Below are 16,956 nucleotides of genomic sequence, written 5' to 3'. Positions count from 1 at the left end.
GTTGGCTGCCAAGAAAAAACCTGCACCCAAGCGTGGCGCCAGCCGTTACCAAGCTCCAGCGAAGCAACCGATTCCGGGTTGGCTGTGGATGGCCATCGGCCTGACGGTCGGTGCCTTCATCGTATTCCTGATGAAGCTGGAGCCGGGCAAGGGCAGCGACACGGTCAAGCGCGAGAAAGTCGAGCAGCAACAGAAAGCCACCAAGATCGCCGAGGCCAACAAGACCCCGCCGAGCCCGACGCAACCGGTGAAGCCGAAGTACGACTTCTACACCCTGCTGCCGGAATCGGAGGTCATCGTGCCGCCGGATGCGGTGCCGGAAAAAACCCTGCCGACACCACAAGTGCCGGCCATTCCGACTACGCCGGTTACCCCGGCGGAAGCGGCGAAGATCGATACCGCCCGCGCCCAGGCAGCCCTGGCCGGCATTACGCCGCCGCCAGCGCCACCGGTGGCCAAGGCCGCACCGGTGACCAAGTTCTTCCTGCAGGCCGGATCGTTCCGCAAGGAGGCTGACGCGGACAAGGTGCGGGCGCAGATCATTCTGCTGGGCCAGGCGGTGGCGGTTGAATCGGGTACGGTGAAGGACGAGACCTGGTATCGGGTGTTAGTGGGGCCGTTCAGTAACCGTGAGCAGTTGACCACGGCACAGAAACAACTGGCCGGTGCCGGCTTCAGCAATCTGTTGTTACAACAACGCCAGAACCGCTGACCCCTTCAGAACCACCGCGCCATCGTTCATCGCCAGCAGGCTGGCTCCCACAGGGTTGGCGCAGATCCCTGTGGGAGCCAGCCTGCTGGCGATGGCGTCATGTCCAACACCACATATCCGCGTTTGACTCACACCGCTCGTCCCCTCTCCCGTCCTACAGTTGAAATCCACTCCACCACCCCCATATGAATGGGCATACGGCATTTTCGCCCCGCAGCGTGGAGACTCTTCCCTTGACCACCATCGTTTCAGTTCGCCGCCACGGCAAAGTCGTCATGGGCGGCGACGGCCAGGTTTCCCTTGGCAATACCGTGATGAAAGGCAACGCGAAAAAAGTTCGTCGCCTGTACCACGGCCAGGTCATTGCCGGTTTTGCCGGTGCCACCGCTGACGCCTTTACCCTCTTCGAACGCTTCGAAGGCCAACTTGAAAAGCATCAGGGTCACCTGGTACGCGCAGCTGTCGAGCTCGCTAAGGAATGGCGTACCGACCGTTCCCTGAGCCGTCTCGAAGCCATGCTCGCCGTTGCCAACAAGGACGCCTCGCTGATCATCACCGGCAACGGTGACGTGGTCGAGCCAGAAGACGGCCTGATCGCCATGGGCTCCGGCGGCGCCTATGCACAAGCCGCGGCCAGCGCACTGCTGAAAAAAACCGACCTGTCGGCCCGGGAAATCGTCGAAACCGCCCTCGGCATTGCCGGCGACATCTGCGTATTCACCAACCACACCCAGACCATTGAGGAGCAGGACTGCGCCGAGTAAGCCTGATTCGGCCCCCGTGCCACGGCTCATTCTTGCTTGAGGTCCTTTGAATATTATGTCCATGACTCCCCGTGAAATCGTCCACGAACTCAATCGCCATATCATCGGCCAGGACGATGCCAAGCGCGCCGTCGCCATTGCCCTGCGCAACCGCTGGCGCCGCATGCAGCTGCCTGAAGAGCTGCGTGTTGAAGTAACGCCCAAGAACATCCTGATGATCGGCCCGACCGGTGTCGGTAAAACCGAGATCGCCCGTCGCCTGGCCAAACTGGCCAACGCGCCTTTCATCAAGGTCGAAGCCACCAAGTTCACCGAAGTCGGCTACGTCGGCCGTGACGTCGAATCGATCATTCGCGACCTCGCCGATGCCGCGATCAAGCTGCTGCGCGAACAGGAAATCGTCAAGGTACGCCACCGCGCCGAAGACGCTGCGGAAGAGCGCATCCTCGACGCCCTGCTGCCACCGGCACGCATGGGCTTCAGCAGCGACGATGCCCCGACCCAGGACTCCAACACCCGCCAGCTGTTCCGCAAGCGCCTGCGCGAAGGCCAGCTGGATGACAAGGAGATCGAAATCGAAGTCGCCGAAATGGCCGGCGTCGACATCTCCGCGCCACCGGGCATGGAAGAAATGACCAACCAGCTGCAAAGCCTGTTTGCCAACATGGGCAAGGGCAAGAAGAAAGCCCGCAAGCTCAAGGTCAAGGAAGCGCTGAAGCTGGTGCGCGACGAAGAAGCCAGCCGCCTGGTCAACGATGAAGAGTTGAAGGCCAAGGCCCTGGAAGCGGTCGAGCAGCATGGCATCGTGTTCATCGACGAAATCGACAAGGTCGCCAAGCGTGGTAACTCCGGCGGCGTCGATGTGTCCCGCGAAGGCGTGCAGCGCGACTTGCTGCCGCTGATCGAAGGCTGCACCGTCAACACCAAGCTGGGCATGGTCAAGACCGACCACATCCTGTTCATCGCCTCCGGTGCTTTCCACCTGAGCAAGCCAAGCGACCTGGTGCCCGAGCTGCAAGGTCGTCTGCCGATCCGTGTCGAACTCAAGGCCCTGAGCCCGGAAGATTTCGAGCGTATCCTCAGCGAGCCCCACGCTTCGCTCACCGAGCAATATTGCGCGCTGCTGAAAACCGAAGGCCTGGGCATCGAGTTCCTGCCGAGCGGCATCAAGCGCATTGCCGAGATCGCCTGGCAGGTCAACGAGAAAACCGAAAACATCGGTGCCCGTCGCCTGCACACCTTGCTTGAACGCCTGCTCGAAGAAGTGTCTTTCAGCGCCGGCGACCTGGCCAGCGTCCATGACGACAAGGTGATCCAGATCGACGCCGACTACGTCAACGGCCACCTGGGCGAATTGGCGCAGAACGAAGACCTGTCCCGTTATATCCTGTAGGTCATGTGATTCCTTGTAGGAGCACGGCTTGCCGGCGATGGCGCACCTGAGATCGCCATCGCCGGCAAGCCGTGCTCCTACAAGGGTCAGACCATGCATACAAACGGACATCCGGTCATGACCCAACTCCCCACCGACATCAAGCTGCACAAAGCCTCGAAAACCCTGACGCTCAAATACGCGTCCGGCGAGGAATACACCCTGCCCGCCGAGTTCCTGCGCGTGCACTCTCCCTCCGCCGAGGTCCAGGGCCACGGCAAACCCATCCTGCAATTTGGCAAGATCAACGTAGGACTGAGCAAGATAGAACCAGCCGGTCAGTACGCACTGAAGCTGACCTTCGACGATGGCCACGACAGCGGCCTGTTCACCTGGGAATACCTCTACGAACTGGGGCGGCGTCATGACGCACTCTGGGACGATTATCTTGCCGAGCTCAAGGCCGCAGGAAAAACCCGCGACCCGAACGAATCTGTCGTCAAGCTAATGCTCTAGCCCGCACCTCTTGCTCTTTAGAGGGCATTTTCTAATTCCATCTGTTTGAATGCTCGGCTTTAGGGTCGACGCTTGGCCCGCTTGCGAAAAAAATTAAACTCGGGTAACCAATGGAGCTGGCAAGTTCCCTGCAGTGCTCTCTGAACTGAAAAGCAGTGATGCAGAATTAACGGTCACCCGAGCGTAGTACCTGGCATTGGCTGTGTGACTACACAGTGGGACCAAGGTACTCGTCTCAGGGCAATGGAGCGTCGTAGATGAGTAACAAGAGTAACGATGAGTTGAAGTATCAAGCCTCGGAAAACACCCTGGGGCTCAATCCTGTCGTTGGGCTGCGTGGAAAGGATCTACTGGCTTCTGCTCGAATGGTGCTTAGGCAGGCCATCAAGCAACCGGTGCATAGCGTCAAACATGTCGCGCACTTTGGTCTTGAACTCAAGAACGTGCTGTTTGGTAAATCCGGGCTGCAACCGACCAGCGATGACCGTCGCTTCGCCGATCCGGCCTGGAGCCAGAACCCGCTCTACAAACGCTATTTGCAAACCTACCTGGCGTGGCGCAAGGAACTCCACGCCTGGATCGACGAAAGCAACCTCGGCCCCAGCGATGTGGCACGCGGGCACTTCGTGATCAACCTCATGACCGAAGCCATGGCGCCGACCAATACCGCGGCCAACCCGGCGGCGGTCAAACGCTTTTTCGAAACCGGCGGCAAGAGCCTGCTTGACGGCCTCTCGCACCTGGCCAAGGATCTGGTACACAACGGCGGCATGCCGAGCCAGGTCAACATGGGCGCGTTCGAGGTCGGCAAGAGCCTGGGCGTGACCGAAGGCGCGGTGGTGTTTCGCAACGATGTGCTGGAACTGATCCAGTACAAGCCGACCACCGAGCAGGTGCACGAACGCCCGCTGCTGGTGGTGCCGCCACAGATCAACAAGTTCTACGTTTTCGACCTGAGCCCGGACAAGAGCCTGGCGCGGTTCTGCCTGCGCAACAACGTGCAGACCTTCATTGTCAGCTGGCGCAACCCGACCAAGGAACAGCGCGAGTGGGGCCTGTCGACCTACATCGAAGCCCTCAAGGAAGCGGTTGATGTCGTCACCGCGATCACCGGCAGCAAAGACGTGAACATGCTCGGAGCCTGCTCCGGCGGCATCACTTGCACCGCGCTGCTGGGCCATTACGCGGCGATCGGCGAGAACAAGGTCAACGCCCTGACCTTGCTGGTGAGCGTGCTCGATACCACCCTCGAAAGCGACGTCGCCCTCTTCGTCAATGAACAGACCCTCGAAGCCGCCAAGCGCCACTCGTACCAGGCCGGCGTACTGGAAGGCCGCGACATGGCGAAGGTCTTCGCCTGGATGCGCCCCAACGACCTGATCTGGAACTACTGGGTCAACAATTACCTGCTGGGCAACGAACCGCCGGTGTTCGATATCCTGTTCTGGAACAACGACACCACCCGGTTGCCCGCGGCGTTCCACGGCGATCTGATCGAGCTGTTCAAAAACAACCCACTGATTCGCCCGAATGCACTGGAAGTGTGCGGCACCGCCATTGACCTCAAGCAAGTGACGGCCGACATTTTCTCCCTGGCCGGCACCAACGACCACATCACCCCGTGGAAGTCCTGCTACAAGTCAGCGCAGCTGTTTGGCGGCAACGTTGAGTTCGTGCTGTCGAGCAGCGGACATATCCAGAGCATCCTGAACCCGCCGGGCAATCCGAAATCCCGTTACATGACCAGCACCGAAGTGGCGAACAATGCCGATGAATGGCAACAGAACGCCACCAAGCACACCGATTCCTGGTGGCTGCACTGGCAGGCCTGGCAGGCCCAACGCTCGGGCGAGCTGAAAAAGGCCCCGGCAAAACTGGGCAACAAGGCCTATCCGCCGGGTGAAGCGGCGCCAGGCACGTACGTGCACGAACGGTAACTGACACACCCCGCTCCACTGCAGGAGCGAGCATGCTCGCGATGGACGTCAACGATTACGCGCACTGTCTGGCTTAACTCGTTGCCTTGGCGTTTTTCGCGAGCAGGCTCGCTCCTACAAGGGTTCAGGGATGAATTAACCCACAGGGCCAGAAGCATGCCGCAACCGTTCATATTCCGCACCGTCGACCTGGATGGCCAGACCCTCCGCACGGCGGTGCGCCCCGGCAAGCCTCACTTGACGCCACTGCTGATTTTCAACGGCATCGGCGCCAACCTGGAGCTGGTGTTTCCGTTTGTCGCAGCGCTGGACCCGGACCTGGAAGTCATCGCCTTCGACGTCCCCGGTGTCGGCGGTTCGTCCACGCCGAATCTTCCGTATCGATTTCCAAGCCTGGCCAAACTCACGGCACGCATGCTCGACTACCTCGATTACGGGCAAGTCAATGTGATAGGCGTGTCCTGGGGTGGCGCCCTTGCACAGCAATTCGCCTATGACTATCCAGAGCGTTGCAAAAAGCTTGTCCTGGCAGCAACGGCAGCGGGTGCGGTGATGGTGCCGGGCAAGCCGAAAGTCTTGTGGATGATGGCCAGCCCACGACGTTACATCCAGCCCTCCCATGTGATCCGCATTGCCCCGATGATCTACGGCGGCGCGTTCCGTCGCGACCCAACGCTGGCCGCGAGCCATGCGGCAAAGGTCCGTTCGGCAGGCAAGCTCGGTTACTACTGGCAACTGTTCGCCGGCCTCGGCTGGACCAGCATTCACTGGCTGCACAAGATCAACCAGCCGACCCTGGTCCTGGCCGGTGACGACGATCCCTTGATCCCGCTGGTCAACATGCGCTTGCTGGCCTGGCGGATTCCCAATGCCCAGTTGCACATCATCGATGACGGCCATCTGTTCCTGATTACCCGGGCCGAAGCGGTGGCACCGATCATCATGAAGTTCCTTGAGGAGGAGCGCCAGCGTGCGGTGATGCACCCGCATCCGGCGCCATTTGGTGGCTGACCGGCCCATTTTTTGTATGGCAAAGAGGGGGCAGCGGGACATCGCACCGCGCAACAACCCGTTACAGCGTCTATGGTGTTCTGGTTCGGTGTTTTGTATTTGGCCTGAAGACGAAGGAGTGTTGAGTCATGCGCGATAAACCTGCGAGGGAGTCACTACCCACTCCCGCCAAGTTCATCAATGCACAAAGTGCGATTACCGGCCTGCGCGGCCGGGATCTGGTTTCGACTTTGCGCAGTGTTGCCGCCCATGGCCTGCGCCACCCCGTGCATACCGCGCGGCACGCCTTGAAACTGGGTGGTCAACTGGGTCGCGTGCTGCTGGGCGACACCCTGCATCCCACCAACCCGCAGGACCGGCGTTTCGACGACCCGGCGTGGAGTCTCAACCCCTTTTATCGTCGCAGCCTGCAGGCCTACCTGAGCTGGCAGAAGCAGGTCAAAAGCTGGATCGACGAAAGCAACATGAACCCCGATGACCGCGCTCGCGCGCACTTCGCGTTCGCCCTGCTCAACGATGCCGTGTCGCCGTCCAACAGCCTGCTCAATCCGCTGGCGATCAAGGAAATCTTCAACTCCGGCGGCAACAGCCTGGTGCGCGGGATCGGCCACCTGGTCGACGACCTCCTGCACAACGACGGCTTGCCCCGGCAAGTCACCAAGCACGCATTCGAGGTCGGCAAGACCGTCGCCACCACTACCGGCGCCGTGGTGTTTCGCAACGAACTGCTGGAGCTGATCCAGTACAAGCCGATGAGCGAAAAGCAGTATTCCAAACCGCTGCTGGTGGTGCCGCCACAAATCAACAAGTACTACATTTTCGACCTCAGCTCCCACAACAGCTTCGTCCAGTTCGCGCTCAAGAACGGCCTGCAAACCTTCGTCATCAGTTGGCGCAATCCGGATATACGCCACCGCGAATGGGGCCTGTCGACCTACGTTGAAGCGGTAGAAGAAGCGATGAATGTCTGCCGGGCGATCACCGGCGCCCGCGAAGTCAACCTGATGGGTGCCTGCGCCGGCGGGCTGACCATTGCCGCCCTGCAGGGTCACCTGCAAGCCAAGCGCCAGCTGCGCCGTGTTTCCAGCGCGACGTATCTGGTGAGCCTGCTCGACAGCCAACTGGACAGCCCGGCCACGCTTTTCGCCGACGAACAGACGCTGGAAGCCGCCAAGCGCCGCTCCTATCAGAAAGGTGTGCTGGACGGGCGCGACATGGCCAAGGTCTTTGCCTGGATGCGCCCCAACGATTTGATCTGGAGCTACTTCGTCAACAACTACCTGATGGGCAAGGAGCCGCCAGCGTTCGACATTCTCTACTGGAACAACGACAACACACGCCTGCCGGCCGCCCTGCATGGCGACTTGCTGGACTTCTTCAAGCACAACCCGCTGAGCCATCCCGGTGGCCTGGAAGTCTGTGGCACCGCGATCGACCTGCAGAAGGTCACCGTCGACAGCTTCAGCGTGGCCGGCATCAACGACCACATCACGCCGTGGGACGCGGTGTATCGCTCGACCCTGCTGCTCGGTGGCGAGCGCCGCTTCGTCCTGTCCAACAGCGGTCATGTGCAGAGCATTCTCAACCCGCCGAACAATCCGAAAGCCAACTACCTCGAAGGCGCAAAACTGAGCGGCGACCCCAGGGCCTGGTACTACGACGCCAAGCCCGTCGAAGGCAGCTGGTGGACGCAATGGCTGGGCTGGATTCAGGAACGCTCGGGCGCAAAAAAAGAAACGCATATGTCCCTCGGCAATCAGGATTTTCCACCGATGGAGGCGGCGCCCGGGACTTACGTGCGCGTGCGCTGATGTTCAACGACCACGGTCTCTACCGGCCGTGGCATGACTCGATCATAAGAAGACTGGATGAAAACCCGCGAACGGATCCTCGAATGTGCCCTGCAGTTGTTCAATGAGAAGGGCGAACCGAATGTTTCCACCATGGAAGTTGCCAACGAAATGGGCATCAGCCCGGGCAATCTGTACTACCACTTCCACGGCAAGGAACCGCTGATTCTCGGCCTGTTCGAACGTTTCCAGGCCGAACTGGCCCCGTTGCTCGATCCACCGGCCGACGTCGAGCTGGCCCCTGAGGATTACTGGCTGTTCCTGCACCTGATCGTCGAACGCCTGTCCCACTATCGCTTTCTGTTCCAGGACCTGTCGAACCTGGCCGGGCGCCTGCCGAAACTGGCCAAGGGTATTCGCAACCTGCTCAATGCGCTCAAGCGCACACTGGCGTCGCTGCTGGCCCGATTGAAGGCCCTGGGGCAACTCGTGAGCGACACCCAGGCGCTGGGGCAACTGGTTGAGCAGATCACCCTGACGCTGCTGTTCTCACTGGACTATCAGCGCATACTCGGTCGCGCAGGCGAAGTGCGCTTGGTGGTCTACCAGATCATGATGCTGGTGGCGCCGCACCTGTTGCCGCCGATCAAAGCGGCGACTGAACAAATGGCGCTGCAGTACCTGGAAGAGCATTAAGATCTTTTCAGGCCTAAAACAAAAACGCCCGACCTTGGCAGGCCGGGCGTTTTTTTAGAGCCCCGAACGATCAGGACTGACTGGTTGGCGTCGATGGAGCTGGCGCGGCAGTCTGGGTTACAGCAGGGGTCGGCGCGGCAGCGGAGTTCGCAGTGCTGGCCGGAGCTGCCGAAGCAACCGGGGTTGCCGGTTTGACTGGAGCCTCTGCTGGTTTCGCGGCGGCAGCTTTTGGAGCTGCCGGTTTTTTCACTGCCGGTTTTTTCGCAGCAGCAGGTTTTGCCGCTGGCTTGGCAGCCGGTTTGGCGGCAGCGGTTTTCGCTGCAGGCTTGGCGGCGGTTTTAGCAGCTGCCGGTTTTGCCGCTGGTTTGGCAGCGGCTGGCTTGGCAGCGGCAGTTTTTGCAGCCGGTTTGGCAGCTGCTTTAGCAGCAGGTTTGGCCAATGGCTTGGCTGCGGTTTTGGCGGCCGGTTTAGCTGCCGCGGTTTTCGCCGCAACAGGCGCAACCTTGGCACCGGTGAGTTTTTCGATTTGCTTGGTCAGGGTATCGACCTTGCTGTGCAGCGCCTTGACTTCATTGCGGCTCGGCACGCCCAGGCGCGAAATGGCGCTGTTCAGGCGCTTGTCGAAAGCACCTTCGAGCTCATCCCACTTGCCCAGTGCACGATCTTTCACGCCACTGATGCGCGACTTGGCCGACGAAGCGGAGTCCTTGGCGGCGTCGACAGTCTTGCCAACAGCGCTCTTGGTGAGCTTCTCGGCTTTCTCGCCGTCCTTGACCAGTGAGTCGAAGAGTTTGCTGCCGTCAGTGTCGATCTTCGAGTACACGCCCAAACCAGCCAGCCAGATTTTGCGGGAGTAGTCTTCGACTTTCCCGATCCACGAGCTGCCTTCTTTGTCAGTATTCTTTTTACCAGCCATCCCGTTCTCCTTAAGATTTACGCTCGACGCGTTCGAGCAGTGCCGTGAGCTCATCGAGCTTGGCAGAGAGTGCCTCAACGTCATGTTTAGACGGAATGCCGATACGATTCAAGGTACTTGCGACACGCGTGTCGAACGCTCTCTCGACTTTGTCGAGTTGCAGTTCGACCTTGCCTTTGAAAGTGCTCACTTCGGTCTTGGCTTCATCGATCTCGGCATTGGCCGCTTCAAGCTTCTCGGCAACTACTTTTTTGCCTTTGGTTTCAACTGCTTGCCCAGCCTTGATCAACTCTTGAAAGTACTCGCTACCCTCTTGGCCTACCTTGGTGTAGGCACCCAGGCCCGCCAGCCAGATCTTGCGGGCATACGATTTGACGTCATGCAGAGCGGTCGTCGATGCGTCGATTTTTTTCTTCAAAATAACTTTTGCCATGGTGCACCTCACGCGCAGAAGGTTTGAGGAACTGCCCGCGAAAGTGTCGGGCTCTGGCACAAAGTAGGGAGAAAAATTAGAAACGGCACCCTAACAACCGACATGATTCATTGGCCTCACTACAAAACAAATGTGGGAGCCAGCCTGCTGGCGATAGCAATTTATCCATCAACATCAAAGTTGACTGATGCACCGCCATCGCCAGCAGGCTGGCTCCCACAGGGGATGTGGTTCGACTCGGGAATCAGACGAGCGCTTTATCCAACGCCTTTTCGATTTCCGCTTTGATCATGCCGCTCATGGCCGACATCATCAGGCCCAACTCCACATCGACCTTGATCGAGTCGTCAGTGACATGCACCGCGCCTTTCACACCGGAGCGCTTGAGGTTCAGGGTGTCACCGGACCACTGCGGCTCCAGGCCATATTGATCGGAAAGTTTTTGCGCCAGCTTGTCGGCCTTCTCGCGGGCCGCTTCCTTACCCAGGCCGTGGGCACGCTCAACACTAAAATGGGCCATTGAATGACTCCTGCTTTATGAATGCTTGTTCATTGAATCTTGACCGCTGCTGCGGCAAAACGTCCCGAGGGTGATCCATCTTACCTGCAGCCTTGCCAAGACAAAGCATCCCTTGGGGATTAGAATGTCGCGCATTCTCTTTTGGTGACAGCGATATGACTGATCAGCGCAAAGGCAGCGATGCCGAACCCACCACTCACTTCGGCTTCAAAAACGTTCCGGAAAGCCAGAAAGCGGAAAAAGTCGCTGAGGTTTTCCACTCGGTAGCCGCCAAGTACGACCTGATGAACGACCTCCTGTCGGGCGGCATGCACCGTCTGTGGAAGCGTTTTGCGATCGAATTGTCGGGTGTGCGCACCGGCAACCGGGTGCTGGACATTGCTGGTGGCACGGGCGATCTGACCCGCAAGTTCTCCCACCTCGTTGGCCCGACCGGTCAGGTAGTCCTGGCCGACATCAACGAATCCATGCTCAAGGTTGGCCGTGACCGCCTGCTGGACCTGGGTGTGGCCGGCAACGTCGAATTTGTCCAGGCCGATGCGGAAAAACTACCGTTCCCGGACAACCATTTCGACTGCGTGACCATCGCCTTCGGCCTGCGCAACGTGACGCACAAGGAAGACGCCCTGCGCTCCATGCTGCGCGTGCTCAAGCCTGGTGGTCGCCTGCTGGTACTGGAGTTCTCCAAGCCGACCAACGCGCTGATGTCCAAAGCCTACGACGCCTACTCGTTCGCCTTCATGCCATTGATGGGCAAGCTGATCACCAACGACTCGGAAAGCTACCGCTACCTGGCCGAATCGATCCGCATGCACCCGAACCAGGAAACCCTGAAGTCGATGATGGTCGAGGCCGGTTTCGACCGCGTGACCTATCACAACATGACCGCAGGCATCGTCGCCCTGCACCGTGGCATCAAGCCCTGATGCTGCTCGCCGGCGTGCTCGCCAGCGTTGAGCTTGGCCTGAACCGGGTGCTTCGTCTCGACAGCACGGCGCTGCCGCGGCTGGCGCATTTGGCTGGCAAGGTGATTGCCGTCGATTGCCGCAGTCCGGCGTTGCAAGTGTTCATCATGCCCAGCGATGAAGGCCTGATGCTCGCTTCCCATTGGGAAACCGGCGCCGACTGCACCTTGCGTGCACCAGCCTCCAGCCTGCTGAAGCTGGCGATGAGCAAGGACAAGACGGCGGTGCTGCACGCACCTGAAGTCGAGCTCGACGGCGACAGCGGGGTGCTGCTGGAACTGGCGGCGATCCTCCAGGACCTCGAGCTGGACTGGGAGTACGAACTCTCACGCTGGCTCGGCCCCGTCACCACGCAACTGGTCGGCGGTCACCTGCGCAGCCGCGCCCGCTGGTATCAGCAAGGGTTCGCCAGCCTCGGCCAGAACCTGGGCGAATACCTGGCCGAAGAATCACGCACCCTCGTCGGTCAGCGCGAAGCCGAAGCCCGATTCAGTGAACTGGACCAGATCAAACTCGATCTGGAACGTCTCGAGGCGCGTTTCGAGCGCCTTTCCCGATCCCTCGACCCAAGCGATAACGCATGAAGCTGCTTGCCGTCCGCCGTCTGTTGCGCATCCAGCGCGTCGTGATCCGCTACCGCCTCGATGACCTGCTGTTCGCCCTGCCGCTGCCCTGGTTCCTGCTGGTGCTGCGTTACGCCTTGCCGTGGCGCTGGTTCCCGCGCAAGACCCTGGACTTGAGCCGCGGCGCACGATTGCGCCTGGCGTTGCAGGACCTGGGGCCGATTTTCATCAAGTTCGGGCAGATCCTTTCCACCCGCCGCGACCTTCTGCCCGAAGACATCGCCGATGAGCTGATGATGTTGCAGGACCGCGTGCCGCCGTTCGACTCGCAAGTGTCGGTCAAGCTGATCGAAGAGCAGCTCGGCAAGAAAATCAGCGAAGTGTTCAGCCGCTTCGACGTCGAGCCGCTGGCCTCGGCGTCGGTGGCGCAGGTGCATGCCGCGCAGTTGAAGACCGGCGAAGAAGTGGTCGTAAAGGTGATCCGCCCGGGTCTCAAGCCAATCATCGCCCAGGATCTGGCGTGGCTGTTCATCCTCGCCCGCGCCGCCGAAAAACTCTCGGCCGATGCGCGCCTGCTGCATCCGGTGGACGTGGTCCAGGACTACGAAAAAACCATCTACGACGAACTCGACCTGCTGCGCGAGGCGGCCAACGCCAGCCAGTTGAAGCGCAACTTCGACGGCTCGCCGCTGCTGTACGTGCCACAAGTCTACTGGGACTGGTGCCGGCCGAAAGTGCTGGTGATGGAGCGCATCTACGGCATCCAGGTCACCGACCTCGCGACCTTGGCCGACCAGCGCACCGACATGAAAATACTCGCCGAACGCGGCGTGGAGATCTTCTTCACCCAGGTGTTCCGCGACAGCTTCTTTCATGCCGACATGCACCCCGGCAACATCTTCGTCAGCACCGTGCAGCCGTGGAGCCCGCAGTACATCGCGATCGACTGCGGCATCGTCGGCAGCCTCACCCCCGAGGACCAGGATTACCTGGCGCGCAACCTGTTCGCCTTCTTCAAGCGTGATTACCGGCGTGTGGCACAGCTGCACATCGATTCGGGCTGGGTGCCAGCGGAAACCAAACTCAACGAATTCGAAGCGGCGATCCGTACTGTGTGCGAGCCGATCTTCGAAAAACCGTTAAAAGATATTTCCTTCGGCCAGGTGCTGATGCGCCTGTTCCAGACAGCCCGGCGCTTCAACATGGAAGTACAGCCGCAGCTTGTCCTCCTGCAGAAAACCCTGTTGAACATCGAAGGCCTGGGCCGTCAGCTGTACCCGGACCTCGACCTGTGGAACACCGCGCAGCCCTTCCTCGAACGCTGGATGCGTGAGCGCGTCAGTCCCAAAGCCTTGTTTGGCAACGTGCAGAGCCAGATCGAACAGATCCCGCACCTGGCCAACATGACCCGTGACCTGCTTGAACGCCTGTCCCAGCCCCACGCCAGCGATCCGCCACCGCCGTGGCACCGTCGCCGTGATGACTGGTTCCTGCGCCTGCTCGGTACGGCCCATCTGGCCGGTGGCGCGATCCTCGCCGCGGGCGGGCCATTGAACGATCTGGCCTACTGGCCGGCGGGCATCATGATGGCGGTCGGCTTGTATCTGGTCGTTCGCCGATAGCCAGTTGTGCTGCGCACTGGCACACTGTTTCAACGTTGAGCCTGACTAATGATGTGTCGGGCTCGCTGTCGGAGTCGAAGATGAACAACTGGCTGGACGAGATCAAGTGGGATGCCGACGGCCTGGTGCCGGCGATTGCCCAGGACCACAAGACCGGGCGCGTCCTGATGATGGCCTGGATGAACCGCGAAGCACTGGAACTGACGGCTGCCGAGAACCGCGCCATCTACTGGTCGCGCTCGCGTGGCAAGCTGTGGCGCAAGGGCGAGGAATCCGGCCACGTGCAGAAGCTGCATGAGATGCGCCTGGACTGCGACGCCGACGTGATCATCCTGATGGTCGAGCAAGTCGGCGACATCGCCTGCCATACCGGCCGCCAGAGCTGCTTCTACCGTGTTTTCGAGAACGGTGACTGGACGACTGTCGACCCGGTCCTGAAAGATCCGCACGCCATCTACTCCGCAGGACACAAACATGAGTGACACGTTGACCCGTCTGGCCCAGGTGCTGGAAGAGCGCAAAGGCGCCGCCGCCGACAGCTCGTACGTCGCCAGCCTGTACCACAAGGGCTTGAACAAGATTCTGGAAAAAGTCGGCGAAGAGTCGGTCGAGACCATCATTGCCGCCAAGGACGCCGCCATCAGCGGCGACTGCAGCGATGTGATCTACGAAACCGCCGATTTGTGGTTCCACAGCATGGTCATGCTCGCCCAATTGGGGCAGCATCCCCAGGCTGTACTCGATGAACTGGACCGTCGCTTCGGTCTGTCCGGACACGCTGAGAAAGCCTCGCGCCCGTCCGCCTGAATAACTATTAGAGAGGAGCAGCAGCATGGGCATTTTTGACTGGAAACACTGGGTCGTCATCCTGGTTGTCGTCGTACTGGTATTCGGCACCAAGAAACTGAAAAACCTCGGCACCGACGTCGGCGAGTCGATCAAGGGCTTTCGCAAGGCCATGAACGACGACGAAAAACCGGCCGATCCGACAGCGACTCCGGCCCAACCGGTGCCACCGGTTCAGCCACAGGCCTCTGTGAACCAGCCGCACACCATTGACGTGCAGGCGCAGAAAGTCGAAGAGCCGATCCGCAAAGACTCGTGAGCACTGACTAATGTTTGGTATCAGCTTCTCTGAACTGCTGCTCGTTGGCCTCGTCGCCCTGCTGGTGCTGGGCCCCGAGCGCCTGCCGGGCGCTGCGCGCACCGCCGGCCTGTGGGTCGGGCGCCTCAAGCGCAGCTTCAATGCAATCAAACAGGAAGTTGAACGTGAAATCGGTGCCGACGAGATTCGTCGGCAACTGCACAACGAGCACATCCTGTCGCTTGAGCAGGAGGCCCGCAAGATCTTCTCGCCGACCCAACAGCAACCGACACCTGTCGAGCCTGTGGCGGCGCAGACGATTGATGCGCCTGTCGTTGAACCTGCGCCTGTCGCAGCTGCACCTGTCGCAGCGACGCCGGCCACCCCCGTTACACCTGCGGCTGCGCCCGTTGCGTCGGCCCCTCATGACCCAACACTGCCGCCGCGAGCCCCATGAGCGATCTTCCTGAAAACGACCAGCACATGCCGCTGGTTTCGCACCTCACCGAGTTGCGTACCCGCCTGCTGCGCTGTGTAGCGGCGATCTTCATCATCTTTGCCGGGCTGTTCGCCTTTACCCAGCAGATCTACACCTTCGTCTCGACCCCGCTGCGCGCCTACCTGCCAGCCGGCGCGACGATGATTGCCACGGATGTGTCGTCGCCGTTCCTGACGCCACTGAAGCTGACCATGATGGTGTCGCTGTTCCTGGCGATCCCGGTGATCCTGCACCAGATCTGGGGCTTCATCGCGCCAGGCCTGTATAAGCACGAGAAGCGCATCGCCGTTCCCCTGCTGTGCTCGAGCATCGTACTGTTCTACGCCGGCATGGCATTCGCCTATTTCCTGGTGTTCCCGCTGATCTTCAAATTCTTCGCCGCCGCCACCCCGGCCGGTGTGGAAATGATGACCGACATCACCAGCTACCTCGATTTCGTCATGACGCTGTTCTTCGCCTTCGGCGTGGCGTTCGAAATCCCGGTGGCCGTGGTGCTGCTGGTGTGGATCGGCGTGGTCGACGTCAAGTACCTGAAGAAAATCCGCCCGTACGTGATCATCGGCTGCTTCGTGGTCGGCATGATCCTGACCCCGCCGGACATCTTCTCGCAGACCCTGTTGGCGGTACCGATGTGGCTGCTGTTTGAAATCGGCATCCTGTTTGGCAGCCTGATCAGCAAACGCGGCGAGCATCCGGACGACCAGCCTGCCGACGATAACAACGACCAGCCGCCAGCGACCCAACCGTGAACCTGCTGCTCCTTGAAGAGGCCGACTTCATTGCGGCCGACCGGGTTGTGCTGCGCGATCGGCGGTTGACCCACATGCAGGAAGTCCATCGCTGTGAGGTCGGCGACAGCATGCGGGTCGGCCGCATCGGCGGCCTGATGGGCTCGGCCGAGGTCCTGCGCCTGGACGCCAACGAGGCGGAACTGCGCGTCACCCTCGACCAGCCTCCGCCCGCCAAGCTGCCGCTGACCCTGGTCCTGGCCCTGCCGCGGCCCAAGATGCTGCGCAGGGTGTTCCAGACCGTCGCGGCCATGGGTGTGCCACGGGTCGTGCTGGTAAACAGCTATCGCGTCGAAAAGAGCTTCTGGCAGACCCCGTTCCTGGAGCCCGAGGCCATTCGCGAGCAATTGATCCTGGGCCTCGAACAGGCCAGGGACAGCGTGCTGCCGCAAGTCGTGATCGAGAAACGCTTCAAGCCGTTCGTCGAGGATCGCCTGCCTGCCATCACCGAAGGTACCCTCGGCCTGGTTGGCCATCCGGGCCAGTACCCGCCCTGCCCCCGCGCCCTGACCGAGCCTGTGACCCTGGCCATAGGCCCGGAAGGTGGCTGGATCCCCTATGAGATCGACTTGCTGGGCAAATCCGGCCTGCAACCGGTGCAGCTGGGCGAGCGCATCCTGCGCGTGGAAACCGCCGTTACCGCGCTGCTGGCACGCCTTTTCTAAAAAACGCAGCGCCTACCCGCTTGTCAGATAGCGCCTATAGATTGCCGACCTGCAGCCGATACACCTCCCATGAAACCAATGTGTGGTCCAAGGGAGCTGCAGC

20 protein-coding genes are annotated in these 16,956 nt (G+C 60.6%); 17 read left to right on the top strand and 3 right to left on the bottom strand.

Translation table 11 applies throughout. From position 1 onward, the window contains the following. Window position 1 precedes the first annotated feature (1 nt). The 8 genes from PMI35_RS20070 (at window position 2) to PMI35_RS20105 (ending at window position 8,798) form a co-directional block, all read left to right on the top strand. Window positions 2-712, top strand: a complete 711-nt coding sequence (locus tag PMI35_RS20070) for an SPOR domain-containing protein (protein WP_008058118.1) — start codon at window positions 2-4, stop codon at window positions 710-712. Between the two features lie 233 nt (window positions 713-945). After that, window positions 946-1,476 (top strand): ATP-dependent protease subunit HslV, encoded by a 531-nt coding sequence (gene hslV / locus PMI35_RS20075; protein ID WP_007975582.1) that lies wholly within the window; start codon window positions 946-948, stop codon window positions 1,474-1,476. A 55-nt stretch (window positions 1,477-1,531) separates the two neighbouring features. Beyond that, window positions 1,532-2,869, top strand: a complete 1,338-nt coding sequence (gene hslU / locus PMI35_RS20080; protein WP_008058117.1) for an HslU--HslV peptidase ATPase subunit — start codon at window positions 1,532-1,534, stop codon at window positions 2,867-2,869. Between the two features lie 117 nt (window positions 2,870-2,986). Further along, entirely contained in the window at window positions 2,987-3,364 is a 378-nt protein-coding gene (locus PMI35_RS20085; protein WP_008058116.1) for a gamma-butyrobetaine hydroxylase-like domain-containing protein, read from the top strand. 257 nt (window positions 3,365-3,621) lie between these two features. After that, a complete protein-coding gene (gene phaC / locus PMI35_RS20090) occupies window positions 3,622-5,301 on the top strand; it encodes a class II poly(R)-hydroxyalkanoic acid synthase (RefSeq protein WP_008058114.1) in 1,680 nt (559 codons plus the stop codon). Window positions 5,302-5,457: 156 nt separating this feature from the next. Then, complete coding sequence (gene phaZ, locus PMI35_RS20095) at window positions 5,458-6,312, top strand: poly(3-hydroxyalkanoate) depolymerase (RefSeq protein ID WP_008058112.1); 855 nt, start codon at window positions 5,458-5,460, stop codon at window positions 6,310-6,312. 128 nt (window positions 6,313-6,440) lie between these two features. Further along, window positions 6,441-8,123, top strand: a complete 1,683-nt coding sequence (gene phaC, locus PMI35_RS20100) for a class II poly(R)-hydroxyalkanoic acid synthase (protein WP_008058111.1) — start codon at window positions 6,441-6,443, stop codon at window positions 8,121-8,123. 57 nt (window positions 8,124-8,180) lie between these two features. Next, complete coding sequence (locus tag PMI35_RS20105) at window positions 8,181-8,798, top strand: TetR/AcrR family transcriptional regulator (protein WP_008058109.1); 618 nt, start codon at window positions 8,181-8,183, stop codon at window positions 8,796-8,798. Window positions 8,799-8,868: 70 nt separating this feature from the next. Here the strand turns inward: PMI35_RS20105 and PMI35_RS20110 are convergent, their stop codons facing one another. The 3 genes from PMI35_RS20110 to PMI35_RS20120 form a co-directional block, all read right to left on the bottom strand. Continuing rightward, window positions 8,869-9,714, bottom strand: a complete 846-nt coding sequence (locus tag PMI35_RS20110) for a phasin family protein (RefSeq protein ID WP_008058107.1) — start codon at window positions 9,712-9,714, stop codon at window positions 8,869-8,871. Between the two features lie 10 nt (window positions 9,715-9,724). Then, window positions 9,725-10,147 carry a phasin family protein gene (locus PMI35_RS20115; protein ID WP_008058105.1) on the bottom strand — a complete coding sequence of 141 codons (423 nt, stop codon included), beginning with the start codon at window positions 10,145-10,147 and terminating at the stop codon, window positions 9,725-9,727. 244 nt (window positions 10,148-10,391) lie between these two features. Then, complete coding sequence (locus PMI35_RS20120; RefSeq protein WP_008058103.1) at window positions 10,392-10,667, bottom strand: polyhydroxyalkanoic acid system family protein; 276 nt, start codon at window positions 10,665-10,667, stop codon at window positions 10,392-10,394. Between the two features lie 155 nt (window positions 10,668-10,822). On the opposite strand from PMI35_RS20120, the gene ubiE reads away from it, so the two are divergent. From ubiE to PMI35_RS20165, 9 genes are all read left to right on the top strand, one after another. After that, on the top strand, window positions 10,823-11,593 hold the full coding sequence (ubiE, locus tag PMI35_RS20125; RefSeq protein WP_007989286.1) for a bifunctional demethylmenaquinone methyltransferase/2-methoxy-6-polyprenyl-1,4-benzoquinol methylase UbiE: 771 nt from the start codon (window positions 10,823-10,825) through the stop codon (window positions 11,591-11,593). Further along, window positions 11,593-12,216 (top strand): ubiquinone biosynthesis accessory factor UbiJ, encoded by a 624-nt coding sequence (locus PMI35_RS20130; protein WP_008058101.1) that lies wholly within the window; start codon window positions 11,593-11,595, stop codon window positions 12,214-12,216. The genes ubiE and PMI35_RS20130 overlap by 1 nt, the downstream gene beginning before the upstream one ends. Then, window positions 12,213-13,817: a ubiquinone biosynthesis regulatory protein kinase UbiB gene (gene ubiB / locus PMI35_RS20135; protein WP_008058100.1), complete on the top strand. Its 1,605-nt coding sequence runs from the start codon at window positions 12,213-12,215 to the stop codon at window positions 13,815-13,817. Before PMI35_RS20130 ends, ubiB begins: the two co-directional genes overlap by 4 nt. Window positions 13,818-13,897: 80 nt before the next feature. Then, window positions 13,898-14,299: a phosphoribosyl-AMP cyclohydrolase gene (gene hisI, locus PMI35_RS20140; RefSeq protein ID WP_008058098.1), complete on the top strand. Its 402-nt coding sequence runs from the start codon at window positions 13,898-13,900 to the stop codon at window positions 14,297-14,299. Then, window positions 14,292-14,624: a phosphoribosyl-ATP diphosphatase gene (locus tag PMI35_RS20145; protein ID WP_007899279.1), complete on the top strand. Its 333-nt coding sequence runs from the start codon at window positions 14,292-14,294 to the stop codon at window positions 14,622-14,624. Before hisI ends, PMI35_RS20145 begins: the two co-directional genes overlap by 8 nt. A gap of 25 nt (window positions 14,625-14,649) precedes the next feature. Beyond that, entirely contained in the window at window positions 14,650-14,922 is a 273-nt protein-coding gene (locus PMI35_RS20150; protein ID WP_008058096.1) for a twin-arginine translocase TatA/TatE family subunit, read from the top strand. Window positions 14,923-14,932: 10 nt separating this feature from the next. Next, a complete protein-coding gene (gene tatB, locus PMI35_RS20155; RefSeq protein ID WP_008058094.1) occupies window positions 14,933-15,358 on the top strand; it encodes a Sec-independent protein translocase protein TatB in 426 nt (141 codons plus the stop codon). Beyond that, entirely contained in the window at window positions 15,355-16,149 is a 795-nt protein-coding gene (gene tatC / locus PMI35_RS20160) for a twin-arginine translocase subunit TatC (protein WP_008058092.1), read from the top strand. Before tatB ends, tatC begins: the two co-directional genes overlap by 4 nt. Further along, window positions 16,146-16,853, top strand: coding sequence for a 16S rRNA (uracil(1498)-N(3))-methyltransferase (locus PMI35_RS20165; protein ID WP_008058090.1), 708 nt, complete (start codon window positions 16,146-16,148; stop codon window positions 16,851-16,853). The genes tatC and PMI35_RS20165 overlap by 4 nt, the downstream gene beginning before the upstream one ends. Window positions 16,854-16,956: the final 103 nt, after the last annotated feature.

The sequence above is a fragment of the Pseudomonas sp. GM78 genome, assembly GCF_000282475.1.
Classification (GTDB): Bacteria; Pseudomonadota; Gammaproteobacteria; order Pseudomonadales; family Pseudomonadaceae; genus Aquipseudomonas.
The sequence above is the reverse complement of the archived record's forward strand: the minus strand, read 5'-3'. Positions and strand labels throughout refer to the sequence as shown.